13 protein-coding genes are annotated in these 12632 nt (G+C 69.5%); 7 read left to right on the plus strand and 6 right to left on the minus strand.

Annotated elements, in window-relative coordinates; genetic code table 11:
- The first annotated feature begins 92 nt into the window (after positions 1 to 92).
- Entirely contained in the window at positions 93 to 326 is a 234-nt protein-coding gene (locus tag RJ03_RS19755; RefSeq protein WP_036504657.1) for a WhiB family transcriptional regulator, read from the plus strand.
- 248 nt (positions 327 to 574) lie between these two features.
- Here RJ03_RS19755 and RJ03_RS19760 read toward each other — a convergent pair whose 3' ends face one another.
- Positions 575 to 1051, minus strand: a complete 477-nt coding sequence (locus tag RJ03_RS19760; RefSeq protein ID WP_167331878.1) for a metallopeptidase family protein — start codon at positions 1049 to 1051, stop codon at positions 575 to 577.
- Positions 1052 to 1200: 149 nt separating this feature from the next.
- Between RJ03_RS19760 and RJ03_RS19765 the strand changes: the two genes are divergently transcribed.
- From RJ03_RS19765 to RJ03_RS19785, 5 genes are all read left to right on the plus strand, one after another.
- A complete protein-coding gene (locus RJ03_RS19765; protein WP_036504562.1) occupies positions 1201 to 1590 on the plus strand; it encodes a DUF3499 domain-containing protein in 390 nt (129 codons plus the stop codon).
- A gap of 75 nt (positions 1591 to 1665) precedes the next feature.
- The gene (locus RJ03_RS19770) at positions 1666 to 3048 is read left to right on the plus strand and encodes a phosphomannomutase/phosphoglucomutase (RefSeq protein WP_036504565.1); all 1383 of its coding nucleotides are present in this window, start codon (positions 1666 to 1668) and stop codon (positions 3046 to 3048) included.
- Between the two features lie 92 nt (positions 3049 to 3140).
- Complete coding sequence (locus tag RJ03_RS19775; RefSeq protein ID WP_036504567.1) at positions 3141 to 4340, plus strand: amino acid adenylation domain-containing protein; 1200 nt, start codon at positions 3141 to 3143, stop codon at positions 4338 to 4340.
- The gene (manA, locus tag RJ03_RS19780; protein WP_036504569.1) at positions 4340 to 5575 is read left to right on the plus strand and encodes a mannose-6-phosphate isomerase, class I; all 1236 of its coding nucleotides are present in this window, start codon (positions 4340 to 4342) and stop codon (positions 5573 to 5575) included. The genes RJ03_RS19775 and manA overlap by 1 nt, the downstream gene beginning before the upstream one ends.
- Before the next feature lie 92 nt (positions 5576 to 5667).
- Positions 5668 to 6588 carry a cation diffusion facilitator family transporter gene (locus tag RJ03_RS19785; RefSeq protein WP_036504571.1) on the plus strand — a complete coding sequence of 307 codons (921 nt, stop codon included), beginning with the start codon at positions 5668 to 5670 and terminating at the stop codon, positions 6586 to 6588.
- Between the two features lie 83 nt (positions 6589 to 6671).
- On the opposite strand, the gene RJ03_RS19790 is transcribed toward RJ03_RS19785, so the two are convergent.
- Positions 6672 to 8123 carry a phytoene desaturase family protein gene (locus RJ03_RS19790; RefSeq protein WP_036504660.1) on the minus strand — a complete coding sequence of 484 codons (1452 nt, stop codon included), beginning with the start codon at positions 8121 to 8123 and terminating at the stop codon, positions 6672 to 6674.
- Positions 8124 to 8164: 41 nt separating this feature from the next.
- The gene (locus RJ03_RS19795; protein WP_036504573.1) at positions 8165 to 8737 is read right to left on the minus strand and encodes a TetR/AcrR family transcriptional regulator; all 573 of its coding nucleotides are present in this window, start codon (positions 8735 to 8737) and stop codon (positions 8165 to 8167) included.
- Positions 8738 to 8825: 88 nt separating this feature from the next.
- Here RJ03_RS19795 and RJ03_RS19800 point away from each other — a divergent pair, with 88 nt between their 5' ends.
- Complete coding sequence (locus tag RJ03_RS19800; RefSeq protein WP_036504574.1) at positions 8826 to 9266, plus strand: DUF4267 domain-containing protein; 441 nt, start codon at positions 8826 to 8828, stop codon at positions 9264 to 9266.
- 117 nt (positions 9267 to 9383) lie between these two features.
- On the opposite strand, the gene manB is transcribed toward RJ03_RS19800, so the two are convergent.
- The 3 genes from manB to rfbD form a co-directional block, all read right to left on the minus strand.
- Positions 9384 to 10457, minus strand: a complete 1074-nt coding sequence (gene manB, locus RJ03_RS19805; RefSeq protein ID WP_062995279.1) for a mannose-1-phosphate guanylyltransferase — start codon at positions 10455 to 10457, stop codon at positions 9384 to 9386.
- A gap of 63 nt (positions 10458 to 10520) precedes the next feature.
- The gene (locus tag RJ03_RS19810) at positions 10521 to 11432 is read right to left on the minus strand and encodes a glycosyltransferase family 2 protein (RefSeq protein ID WP_051024897.1); all 912 of its coding nucleotides are present in this window, start codon (positions 11430 to 11432) and stop codon (positions 10521 to 10523) included.
- A 129-nt stretch (positions 11433 to 11561) separates the two neighbouring features.
- On the minus strand, positions 11562 to 12425 hold the full coding sequence (gene rfbD / locus RJ03_RS19815; protein ID WP_036504579.1) for a dTDP-4-dehydrorhamnose reductase: 864 nt from the start codon (positions 12423 to 12425) through the stop codon (positions 11562 to 11564).
- Positions 12426 to 12632 lie beyond the last annotated feature (207 nt).

Raw genomic sequence — 12632 nt, forward strand, 5'->3', positions numbered from 1 at the left:
TCGACAGAACTCCGCAAGGAGGGCAGTGGGCGCGCACTCAGCGCAAACCCGAAACACCGCAGCTGAGTCTCATCGTCACCGACTTCGATGCGATGTTCGACACCATCGAAGAACAGTGGCAGGAACGGGCGCTGTGCGCCCAAACCGATCCGGAAGCCTTCTTCCCCGAAAAAGGCGGCTCCACAAGGGAAGCCAAACGGATCTGCCTGGGCTGCGAGGTCCGCGACGAGTGCCTGGAATACGCACTCGCCCACGACGAGCGGTTCGGTATCTGGGGCGGCCTGTCCGAACGCGAACGCCGCCGCCTCAAGCGCGGCATCTCGTAGCCGCCTCTCCGGGCCTCTGCGGACGAGTAAGAGCCGCTCGGGTCGCGTTGCGGGCCGGCGGTTGTGGGCCTGGCCGGGTTGTGGGCGTACCCGGTGAGTTACCCATGTGCTCGCGAAATATGTTGTCCGGGTGCCCCGTTCGCCTCGCTTCGCTTCGGCGGAGCGGGGCGGGAACGGGGGCGACAGTGATCGAGTCGTCCGGTTCTCGTTTTCCGTGACGAGCGGGGCGACCGGCTGCTCTCGTGGGCCTACTCCCCTGTCGGGTCGATGATCTCCGGGTCTACGCCCAGGTAGGTGGCTATCTGCTGGACCAGGACTTCACGCAGAAGGTCCAGGAGGTCTTCCGGGTCGTGGGCGCGGAGTTCGAGGGGTTTGCGGAACAGGACCACTCGGGCTCGGGTGGCTACGTTGTGGCGGTCGACTCCGGCCGGGATCAGGCGGGAGAGCGGGACCGGGCCGTCGGCGACCACCTCGTCGGGCCAGGTGACCGAATCCGGATGCAGCGGACGGATCTTGGGGACGTCGTCGACCGCGATGTCGAGTTTGGTCAGGCGATCGTGCCAGCGGGCGTCCAGCGGGGCGAACGCCTCCAGCACCAGGCGGTCGAACTGCTGGCCGCGGGTGCGGCGCGCGGGCGCCGACGGCGGCAGCATCGGTCCGCGCACGCCGCGGCCGCGGCGAACCACCGAACGGGTCGTCACCGGCCGCCTCTTCGATCGGGTCATACCTTGCGACAGTAGTCACCGCGCCGGCGGCGGGGCCACGTGATCTCCCCGGAGCCGGAGCCCCGCGCGACCCGAAGTGGCCGGGGACCGGCCCGCGTGTCTGTCTGCGACACCCGGCGTGGGGGGTTAGTCTGCTGGATGTGATTCCCATGCGTCGTTGCTGCCGCCCAGGCTGCAAGAATCCGGCCGTCGCGACGCTCACCTATGTCTACTCGGACTCCACCGCAGTCGTCGGCCCCCTCGCCACCGTCGCCGAACCGCACTCCTGGGATCTGTGCGAAACCCACGGCTCCCGCATCACCGCCCCCAAGGGCTGGGAACTGGTCCGGCACGAAGGTGGATTCTCCTCCAGCACACCGGACGACGACGACCTGACCGCACTGGCCGAGGCCGTCCGCGAAGCCGGGATGCGACGCCGCGCACCGGAACCCGAACAGCGCGGCTACAGCGAGTACGCCCCGCCCCCGGCGCGACCCCAGCGGCCCGGCCGCACCGGCCGTCGCGGCCATCTACGGGTGCTCCCCGATCCCCCGAACTGAGCCCGCACCACGCGCCGCACACGCGCGACCGGCCTGAAGCCCGGACCGGCCCGCGGCCCTACTAGGGTGTTGGTCATGACAGTCGCCCGGTCTGCCGAGTCCGTTCACGCAGTTGTCAAGGCATACGACGTTCGCGGAGTTGTCGGGGAGCAGATCGACGCGGAATTCGTCCGCGACGTCGGCGCGGCCTTCGCCCGGCTGATGCGCACCGACGCCACCCCCGCCACGCGCATCGTCATCGGTCACGATATGCGCGACTCCTCCCCGGAACTGGCCGCCGCCTTCGCCGACGGCGTCCTCGATCAGGGACTCGACGTGGTTCACATCGGGCTCGCCTCCACCGACGAGCTCTACTTCGCCTCCGGCCATCTGCGGTGCCCCGGGGCCATGTTCACCGCCAGCCACAACCCCGCGCGCTACAACGGCATCAAGCTGTGCCGGGCCAACGCGCTGCCGGTCGGCCAGGAGACCGGGCTCGCGACCATCGCCGAGGAACTCGTCGAGGGCGTGCCGGCCGGACCGGGCACCCGCGGCACCGCGACCGAACAGAACTTGCTCGAGGCCTATGCCGAATACCTGCGCGGGCTGGTCGATCTCGGCGCGATCCGGCCGCTGAAGATCGCCGTGGACGCCGGTAACGGGATGGGCGGCTATACGGTCCCCGCCGTGCTCGGTGCGGTGCCGCAGCTGACCATCGCCCCGCTCTACTTCGAACTCGACGGATCGTTCCCCAATCACGAGGCGAACCCGCTGGACCCGAAGAATCTGGTCGACCTGCAGAAGTACGTCCGCGAGACCGGCGCCGACATCGGCCTGGCGTTCGACGGTGACGCCGACCGCTGCTTCGTCGTCGACGAGCGCGGCGAACCGGTCTCCCCCTCCGCGATCACCGCGCTGGTCGCGGAGCGCGAACTGGCGAAAGAGCCGGGCGCCACGATCATTCACAACCTGATCACCTCGCAGGCCGTGCCCGAACTGGTCACCGAACTCGGCGGCACGCCCGTGCGCACCCGCGTCGGCCATTCCTTCATCAAGCAGCAGATGGCCTCGACCGGCGCGATCTTCGGCGGCGAGCATTCCGCCCACTACTACTTCCGCGACTTCTGGGGTGCCGACTCCGGTATGCTGGCCGCTCTGCACGTGCTGGCTGCCCTGGGCGAGAAGGACCGGCCGATGTCGGAGCTCGCGTCCTCGTACGCGACCTACGCGGCCTCCGGGGAGATCAACTCCACAGTGGCGGATGCGCAGGAGCGAACCCTGGCGGTGGTCACCGCATTCGAAGGGCGCGCGCAATCGGTGGACCGGCTCGACGGCGTGACCGTGCGACTGCCCGGCCAGGCGTGGTTCAATCTGCGCGCATCCAACACCGAGCCGTTGTTGCGACTCAACGTCGAGGCCCGTTCGCAGGAGGAAGTAGACGCACTCGTGACCGAGATTCTGAGCATCGTGCGCGGCTGACTGGAATAGTGGAATCACAGGGCTTGGATTCGCCCGGGGACAACGACATCCCCCGGCGTGGTGACCCGATTGAGGGGAGGTGGCAACGCCCGATGATCGCAGGGACACCCGTACTCGACCTCGATGACGTCGCCTCGTTGGAGGCCGCGGATTCCGGGGGAATTTTGCGTTCGGCCGCCTCCGGGGGCGCCCAGGTGCGTGCCACCGCGGCCGCCGTCGCCGAAAACGCGCTCAGCCGGCTCGACGGTCTGCGGCCGCGAAGTCTGGTGCTGGTCTCCGGCACCGGACGCGCGGCCCGCGCGGCCACTCTGCTGCAGGCCGCGTTCGGCGACCGCGCGGGGCTGCCCATCATCAGCGCCACCACGATTCCGCAGTGGGTCGGTTCGCTGGACGTGGTGGTCGTCGCCGGTGACGACTCGGCTGATCCGCGACTGACCGGCGCCGTCGACCGGGCACTGCGCCGCGGCGCCGAAGTCGTGGTCGCCGCACCCGACGAGGGTCCGATGCGAGCCGCGGCCGCCGGGCGGGCGGCCATGCTGCCGCCGCGGATCCGGGTGCTCGACCACAACCGGATGCTGCGATTCGTCGCGGTCGGCATCGCGGTGCTGCAGGCGGTCGACCCGATGCATATCGGACCGCTGGTCCCGAACCTCGACGAACTCGCCGATGTGCTCGATGCCGAGGCACTGCGCGACGGCCCGCACCACGAGGTCTTCCACAACCCCGCCAAAACCCTCGCCGCGCGGATGCGGGAACGGCGGCTGGTGCTTACGGGCGATTCCCCCGCTGCCGCGGTGGTGGCCGAGCACGGCGCCGAGGTGCTGTTGCAGACCGCGGGGCAGATCGCGGCCGCCGTCGACCTCACCGAGGCCGTGGCCGCGAACGCACGGCTGATCGAATCCGCGGAGGGGACCGCGCCCGGTTACGATCCGCTGTTCCACGACGAGCAGCTGGACGGACCGGCCCCGGTCGATCGGGCCCGCGTGTTCGTGGTGAGCGCCGACGGCGATCAGGTCGCGGCCCGGCGCCGGCTGGCCGTTTTCGGCGCGGGCGCGGGCATCGTCGACGCCGATCTGGTCAACGTCGACATCGAGCTGATGCGCACCGAGGCGAGTGTGCCGCGCGATACCGGTGCGGGCGAACCCCAGGCGCCGGCGGCCGGCCGCGGCAGCGAGCTCGAACAACTGGCGGTGCTGGTGCTGCGGCTGGAAATGGCCGCCGCCTATCTGCGTCTGCTCGGCGGCCCCCCAGCCGCGAGCCGTCCCGCCCACTACGACGGGGGCCACTACTAGTGCACGAACTCGTTGGTGCGTTGCGTTCCTATGCCTGGGGATCTCGCACCGCACTCGCTCAGCTGTGCGGCCGGGAGGTTCCCTCCCCCCATCCCGAGGCCGAATTGTGGTTCGGCGCCCACCCCGCCGACCCGGCGAAGGTCCTCACCGACGGCACCGGCCGTTCGCTGCTGGAACTGCTGGAGGCCGAGCCGAACCGGGAGTTGGGCGCGGTCGCCTCGGCGTTCGGCGGCCGCCTGCCGTTCCTGCTGAAGATCCTGGCGGCCGAGGAACCGCTGTCGCTGCAGGCGCATCCCAGCGCCGATCAGGCCCGCTACGGATTCGAACGGGAGAACCACACGCGGGTGCCGCTGGATTCGCCCATGCGCAACTACCGCGACGACTCCCACAAGCCCGAGCTGGTGGTGGCACTCGATCGCTTCGAGGCGCTGGCCGGTTTCCGCGATCCGCTGCGCACCGTCGACCTGCTGAACTCGCTGGCCGTGCCGGAGCTGGTGCAGTACACCGAACTGCTTGCCGCCCAGCCGGATTCGGGTGGCCTGCGCACCCTGTTCACCACCTGGATCACCCTGCCGCAGGCTATGCTGGCCACCCTGCTGCCGAAGGTCCTCGACGGATGTGTGCGCTACCTCAAACAGGTCGACCCGCTCGAATACCCCAGGCAGGCCAAGGAATTCGCGGCCGAAGCGCGCACCACCCTGGAGCTGGCCGAGGCGTATCCCGGTGATGCCGGGGTGCTGGCGGCTCTGCTGCTGAACCGGTTGACGCTGGAACCCGGACAGGGCCTGTTCCTGGCCGCCGGCAGCCTGCACGCCTATCTGCGCGGCATGGGCGTCGAGATCATGGCCAATTCGGACAATGTGCTGCGCGGCGGGCTCACTCCCAAGCACGTCGACGTGCCCGAGCTGCTGCGGGTGCTGGATTTCGAACCGCTGCGCACGCCGATCATCGAACCCGAACCGGTCGATGAGAACTCGTTCCGGTACCCCACGCCCGCCCCGGAATTCGCCTTGCGACGCTTCGAATTGACCGAGGACGCCGCCGCGGTCGACATTCCGCGGGTCGGCCCCGGCATCATGCTGGTGACGGCCGGCACCGTGGCGCTGTCGCAGGCCGGGAACGAATTGCCGATCGCCGCCGGCAGCGCCGCGTGGATCTCGGCCACCGATACCGATATCCGGGCGCGAGCTCTCGGCGGCCCCGCGCAGCTGTTCTGCGCGTGTGTGGGCGAGTGAGCGCGCGGCCGGTTCGGCCGCTTTAGTAGATTGATCGAACAAATCGGACATCTACCGGCGTGCGCCGGGGACGAAAGGACCGGGGCTGCACCATGTCTGCTGGTGGCGGGAAGAAGGCGATCTTCGCGGCGTTGAGCGCGAATGCCGGTATCGCGGTGGCGAAATTCGTCGGCGCCGCGATCACCGGTTCCGGATCGATGCTGGCCGAGGCCGTGCACTCGGTGGCCGACACCGGTAATCAGGGATTGCTGTTGCTCGGGCAGAAACGTGCCGAGCAGGAAGCCGACGATCTGCATCCGTTCGGCTACGGACGCAACCGCTACTTCTACTCGTTCGTCGTGGCGCTGGTGCTGTTCTCCCTCGGCTCGATGTACGCGATCTACGAAGGTGTGCACAAGATCCAGCATCCGGAGGAATTGACCTCCCCCCTGGTGGCGATCGTGATCCTGGCCATCGCGGCGGCGCTCGAGGGCTACAGCTTCATGACCGCGATGCGGGAATCCGCACCGCTGCGCGAGGGTGCGAGTTGGTGGCGGTTCATCCGCAACTCGCGCAGCCCGGAACTGCCCGTGGTGCTGCTCGAGGACACCGGCGCGCTCATCGGTCTGCTGATCGCACTGGCCGCGGTGGTTCTGACGGTGGTGACCGACAACGCCATCTGGGACGGCATCGGCACCCTCGGCATCGGCCTGCTGCTCGGTGTCATCGCGGTCGTGCTGATCGTGGAGATGAAGAGCCTGCTGATCGGTGAGGGCGCGACCCCCGCACAGGACGCGGCGATCCGCGCGAAGCTGGTCGACGGGGAGCGCATCGACCGGGTCATCCACCTGCGCACCGAATACCTCGGCCCGGAGGAGATGCTCGTGGCGGCGAAGGTGTCGATCGTGCCCGGACTGGAGATCGCCGATATCGCCGCCGCGATCGACGACGCCGAAGCCCGGGTGCGGGCGGCCGTCCCCGCCGCCCGGGTCATGTACATCGAGCCTGATCTGTACCGCACCCAGCCGGTGTAGACCCGCGGCGGCGGTTCGGGCGGCGGATGCCCGAGCACCGAGGATCACTGCTCCGGTCCGATGGCGGCGCGCGGGGTTCCGGTTCATGACGACGCGCCGAGCAGGACGGCCGGGTCGATGCGGATGCCGAACTGCTCTCGCAGCGCACGAGTCGCGGCGTGCATGCCGCACATGCCGTGCACGCCGGGACCCGGCGGGGTCGCGGCGGAGCACAGGTACACACCGGGAAGCGGGGTGGCATAAGGGTTCCAGCGCGGCGTCGGGCGGAAGATCGTCTGCGCCAGGGTCATCGCGCCGGCCGCGATATCGCCGCCGACGTAGTTGGCGTTGTGCGCGGGCATGTGTGCTGCCGGACGCACATGGGTGGCCTGGATCAGATCACGGAAGCCGGGGGCGAAGCGTTCGAGTTGCGCGACGACGTCGGGACTCACGTCGCGGCCGGATCCGTTGGGTACGTGGGCATAGGCGTAGAGCGTGTGGTTGCCGCCGGGAGCCCGGGACGAATCGACCACGCCCGGCTGGATCACCAGAACGTACGGCCGCTCGGCGTGCCGGCCCGACGCGACGAGACGTTCGACGGCCATTGCCTCGGCTCGCGTGCCGACGACATGTACGGTTCCCGCGGCCGCCAGCTCCGTCGCCTGCCACGGCACCGGGCCCGACAGAGCGAAATCCACCTTGCATGCGGCGCCGCCGAACCGGTAGCGCTGCAACCGGTTTCGATATGCCGTGGGCACTCGCGCGATCCGCAGCAGTTCCGTGGGCGCGGTGTCGAGCAGAACCGTTCGCACACCGGCGAATTCGTCCAGTGAATCGACGCGGTGCCCGGTGTGGACTTGCCCGCCGTGGCGTTCCAGATCGGCGATCAGCGCATCGACGATGGCCTGTGAGCCGCCGCGCGGAATCGGCCAGCCACCCACATGGCCGAGGGTGCCCAGCAGCAACGCCACACCGGCCGCCGAGAACTGCCGCGGCGGCATGATGGCGTGCGCGCTCACCCCGGTGAACAGCGCCGCCGCACGTTCCTCGCGAAAACGCAGGTCCCACAGCGGAGATGCCTGCTCGAGCAGTCGGCGGCCGAAGCGCAGCGCGGACAGCGGATCACGAGGAATACGGCGCAGGTCCGACATCCCCAGCTCCACCACCGCCTCCCACTCCCGCACCAGCGGGGCGAACAGGCGCCGCCACGTCGCACCGTCGCGGCCCAGCCCCTCGGCCGTCCGGTCCAGATCCCGCCAGGCCGACGCGGCCACCCCGCCGTCGAGCGGATGTCCGTAGGAGATCGCGGGAGTCGCCAATTCGACGCCGTGCGCACCGAGATCGAAGGTGCGGAAGAACGAGGATGCCAGCGCCATCGGATGCGCGCCCGCGCACACGTCGTGGTGATATCCGGGCAGGGTGAGCTCCGCGGTACGGCAGCCGCCACCGGCACGATCCGCGGCTTCGAACACCTCCACCTCGAGCCCCGCGCGGGCCAGTAGCACCGCCGCGGCCAGACCGTTGGGCCCGGAGCCGACCACCACCGCATCCGCCATGATCACCACTGTAGGGTCCGAAAACCAAGGGACTCAGGGCATCAACTCCGGGTGGCCCAGCGGATGAGCACGTCCATGCGCTGTTCCCACAGGTCCGGGCGGAGGCGATGACTGCGGTCCAGCGCCGCCATCCCGTGCAACGTGCTCCAGAACACCTCGGTGTAGGCCCCGGTGTCGGCTTCGGGGACCCGCGGCCGGAACAGCCGCTCGAGCTCCTCGAAGCAGTCGCGCAGGGTCTGGGGTGCGTCGGGACCGAAGGGCAGTTCGGTGTCGAGGACGAACATGGCGTCGTAGAGGGCGGCGTTGTCGGCCGCGAATTTCAGATAGGCCCGGGCGACCGCCTCCATCGCGGCATCGGGGCCGTCGGCCTGCTCGTGGGCGGCGCGGAGCACATCCCGCAACTGACCGATCCCCTCCTCGGCCACGGCCGAGACGATGGCCCGCTTTCCCGAGAAGTGACTGTAGAGCACGGGCTGGCTGTATTCGATGCGCTCGGCGAGCCGGCGCACCGTCACCGCATCCCAGCCGTCGGATTCGGCCAGTTCACGCGCACTGTCGATGATCGCCTGCCGGCGCTGGGCACGTTCGCGTTCCTTGCGTTCCTGAACCGTCATACCGAAATTCTAGCAACGCTAGACAAGTTAGCGATTGCCGCTTACGCTTATCCCATCGGTTAGCAACGCTAGATTTTGGAGCAAGACAATGACGCGTCCCCGCCTCGCCACCGCCCTCGTCCTGATCGGCGTCGCCTTCATCCTGTACATCGGCCTCGGCTACGTCCTCACACCGAATTCCATGGCACCCGGCTTCGGGCTTCCGGCCTGGCCGCAGGGAGAGTCGGCCGCCTTCATGACACTGAAGGGGGTCCGCGATATCAGCTCCGGCGCGGTGCTCCTGGCGCTGCTGCTGACACGGCAGCGTTTCGCGCTCGGCATCGCGATGCTCGCCACCGCGGTGACCCCGATCGGCGACATGCTCACGGTGCTGAACAATCACGGCTCGGTGACCACCGCACTGAGTGTGCACGGTCTGACCGCCGCCCTGGTCGCCGCGACCGGCGTGCTGCTCATCCGCGAGCGTTCGGCGGCGGGGTCGTCCCGTAACGCCGTCGCGGTGGTGCCGGCCACAGCCGTCCCGCAGTAGTCAGCGGTACGAGTGTTCGACATCCTTCCGGCAGCTACGACGAGGCCGCCCGTGCGAGTGCACGGGCGGCCTTGTCGATTCACAGCACAGGTCGCCTCACAGCACAGGTCGCCGGAACTAGACGTCGGTGGAGAAGCGGATCCCGCCGTCGGGCAGATCCACGCCCGGCCAGATGCGGGCGCCGCGCAGCAGCTCACAGCGGGCGCCGACGCTGGCGCCGTCACCGATCACCGCATCGCGGACCAGCGCCCGCGGCCCGATGCGCGCACCGAATCCGATGATCGAGCGCTCCACGGTGGCCCCGGCCTCGACCCGGGCGCCGTCGAACAGCACCGCACCGTCGAGTCGCGCACCAGCGCCGACCTCGGCGCCGCGCCCCACGACCGTGCCGCCGATCAGCAGCGCACCCGGCGCGACACCGGCACCGGGGTGGACCAGCGATTCCCCGCGCTGACCCGGCAGCGCCGGCGAGGGCGCGATCCCGCGCACCAGATCGGCGGACCCGCGCACGAAGTCCTCCGGCGTCCCCATATCCCGCCAGTACGAGGCGTCGACATGGCCCTGGATGTGGGCGCCCTCGGCCAGCAGCGACGGGAACACCTCGCGTTCGACCGATACCGGGCGGCCGCTCGGGATCTTCTCGATGTACTCGCGACGGAAGACGTAGCAGCCGGCGTTGATCTGGTCGGTCGGCGGATCCTGGGTCTTCTCCAGGAAGGCGGTGACCCGGCCGGTCTCGTCGGTGGGCACGCATCCGAAGGCGCGCGGATCACCGACGCGGACCAGATGCAGGGTCACATCGGCGCGGGTCGAGGCGTGCGTGTCGAGCACGGCTCCCAGATCGGCGCCGCCGAGGACGTCACCGTTGAAGACCATCACGTTGTCGGCGCGCAGCTTCGGCAGCACGTTGCGGATACCGCCGCCGGTCCCCAGCGGTTCGGTCTCGGTGACGTATTCGAGGTCGAGGCCTAGTTCGGCGCCGTCGCCGAAATGTTCCTCGAAGACCTCCGCCTTGAACGACGTGCCCAGCACCACATGGGTGATCCCGGCATCGGCGATCCGGGCCAGCAGGTGGTGCAGGAACGGCAGACCGGCGACCGGCAGCATCGGTTTCGGCGCCGAGAGCGTCAGCGGGCGCAGCCGCGTGCCCTGGCCACCGACGAGGATCACGGCGTCGGTTGCGGTGTCCACGCCCGCGCTCCCTCCCGAATTGTCCGGCATCAGTCTTCCCCTTTTTCAGGTTCGGTCCACGCGTTATCGCTGCGCTTCGCGGTCGCGCTCGCGCAGCGCAGATCGAACCGCAAGTTTGCAGCGAATCGCAAGTCCGGCCCGCAACGCCCATCGCAGCGGGGCCTGCCACCAGTGCGGATGGCGGTCGGCCTGGAAACGATAGGCGGAGGCGTGATGGGCGGGCAACATGGTCTCCGGATGCCGCCCGGCCGCGTGGCCTTTGGCATGGGTGACCTCGGCGGTCGGCACGAAGACGTTGTGCCAGCCGGCCTTGCCCATCCGGTCGCCGAAGTCGACATCCTCCATGTACATGAAGTACCGCGAGTCGAAGCCGTCGATGCTGTCGAACGCGTCGCGCCGGACCAGCAGGCACGACCCCGACAGCCAGCCGACGGTGCGCTCGGCGATCTCCTCGTTCTCCTGCCGGTACCGCCGGGTCCAGGGGTTACCCGGCCAGATCGTGCCGAGAATCGCGTGGCCGGCGCCGTCGAGCAGGCCGGGCACCCGGCGCGCGGAGGGATAGATACTGCCGTCCGGCTCGTGGATCAGCGGCCCCAGCGCACCCGCGCGCGGCCAGCGCCGGGCGGCGGCCAGCAGGTGATCGATGGAATCGGTGCCCCAGCGCACGTCCGGATTGGCGATGATCACGTATTCGATATCGGGATCGAGTTCGGCGACCGCCCGGTTCACCGCGCCGCCGTAGCCGATGTTGCCACCGGTGCGCAGCAGCGTGACGTGTTCGTCGGACTCCGCGGCCAGCTCGGGAGCGCCGTCGGTCGAGCCGTTGTCGGCGAGGATCACCTGCGGTTTCTCCGCGGTGGCGGTCGCGAGTGTGCTGATGAAGTGGTCGAGATGCTCGCCCGGCGAATAGGTTACGGTGACCACCGCCAGCTGAGGGGTACGGTCCGCGGAAGGGGCTGAATCCGAAGCGCTCACGGAAGGCCAGCCTAATGGGTGAGAGGCCGGAGTAGGCACCCGAGCACAACCACCCACAGGGCCTTATCAGTCTGACCGCCGGCGTCGCGGCTCACGGGCGCCGGTTCAGGCGGCGGCGAGCAGCGCCGATCACGGTTGCGTCCGATCCGACAGGCGAGCCAGCGCATCGGCCAGCGCCGCCCGCCACTCCCGAAGCGGCGTGAGACCGGCCTGCGCCCAGGCTCGATTCGACAGCACCGAATATGCCGGGCGCCGCGCGGGACTCGGGAAGTCGGCGGTACCGCAGGGCCGCACCCGCTCGGGATCGGCCCCGAGTTCGGCGAACACCGCCCGCGCCAGCCCGAAGCGACTGACCGCGCCCGCATTACTCACGTGCAGTACACCCGGAATCGGCTGCCGCGCAACGAGTTCCAGCAGGGCCTGCGCCAGATCGGGTGCGTAGGTGGGCGATCCGACCTGGTCGTCGACGACCGATATCGTCTCGCGTTCGGCCTCGAGCCGTCGCATCGTCGCGACGAAGTCGCCGCGGTCGCCGGTGTACACCCACGCCGTGCGCACGATCGTGGCCTGCGGATATTCGCCGAGCACGGCCTGCTCACCGGCCAGTTTGGTACGGCCGTACACACTTGCCGGGCCGGTCGGATCGTCCGGCTCGTACGGATCCGACGCGGTGCCGTCGAAGACGTAGTCGGTGGAGATGTGGATCAGGCGCGCGCCGGCCACGCGGCAGGCGGCCGCGAGTACCGCGGGCCCGGTGACATTGCCCGCGTACGCCGCGTCGTGCTCGGACTCGGCGGCGTCGACGGCGGTGTAGGCGGCACAGTTGAGCACCACATCGCCCGGGCGAACGACGGCGCGCACGGCTTCGGCGTCGGTGATGTCGAGATCGGCACGGCCCAGGGCGAGGGCCGCGGGCGCCGCCGTGCGCAGCGCCCGGCCGAGCTGTCCGCCGGCGCCGGTGATCACGAGCCGGGACTGGGAATCGGGACTCATCCGGCAAGTCTGGCACGCCACGCCAACAGCGGTTCAGCGGTGCGGGCGCACTGGTTGGATAGCCTCGAATCCGGGAACTCCCCGGTACGCCACCGGTATCGGAGGCGGTGGGCTACGCGGGCAGATTCTCGAACGGGGGTCGATCGAGCGTGGAAAAGGAATACGGAGTGCCGCAGAACAGAAGTGCCTCGTCGCCGCCCCGCGGCG

Origin of the sequence: Nocardia aobensis NBRC 100429, from assembly GCF_000308375.1 — a bacterium.
Taxonomy (GTDB): Bacteria; Actinomycetota; Actinomycetes; order Mycobacteriales; family Mycobacteriaceae; genus Nocardia; species Nocardia aobensis.

Excerpts from the sequence above, each read along its gene's own strand:
- rfbD (WP_036504579.1), bottom strand. The coding sequence starts at position 12,425 with ATGAGTCCCGATTCCCAGTCCCGGCTCGTGATCACCGGCGCCGGCGGA.
- RJ03_RS19800 (WP_036504574.1), top strand. The coding sequence starts at position 8,826 with ATGACGCGTCCCCGCCTCGCCACCGCCCTCGTCCTGATCGGCGTCGCC.
- RJ03_RS19765 (WP_036504562.1), top strand. The coding sequence starts at position 1,201 with ATGCGTCGTTGCTGCCGCCCAGGCTGCAAGAATCCGGCCGTCGCGACG.
- RJ03_RS19795 (WP_036504573.1), bottom strand. The coding sequence starts at position 8,737 with ATGACGGTTCAGGAACGCAAGGAACGCGAACGTGCCCAGCGCCGGCAG.
- RJ03_RS19755 (WP_036504657.1), top strand. The coding sequence starts at position 93 with ATGTTCGACACCATCGAAGAACAGTGGCAGGAACGGGCGCTGTGCGCC.
- RJ03_RS19760 (WP_167331878.1), bottom strand. The coding sequence starts at position 1,051 with ATGACCCGATCGAAGAGGCGGCCGGTGACGACCCGTTCGGTGGTTCGC.
- RJ03_RS19785 (WP_036504571.1), top strand. The coding sequence starts at position 5,668 with ATGTCTGCTGGTGGCGGGAAGAAGGCGATCTTCGCGGCGTTGAGCGCG.
- RJ03_RS19790 (WP_036504660.1), bottom strand. The coding sequence starts at position 8,123 with ATGGCGGATGCGGTGGTGGTCGGCTCCGGGCCCAACGGTCTGGCCGCG.
- RJ03_RS19770 (WP_036504565.1), top strand. The coding sequence starts at position 1,666 with ATGACAGTCGCCCGGTCTGCCGAGTCCGTTCACGCAGTTGTCAAGGCA.
- RJ03_RS19775 (WP_036504567.1), top strand. The coding sequence starts at position 3,141 with ATGATCGCAGGGACACCCGTACTCGACCTCGATGACGTCGCCTCGTTG.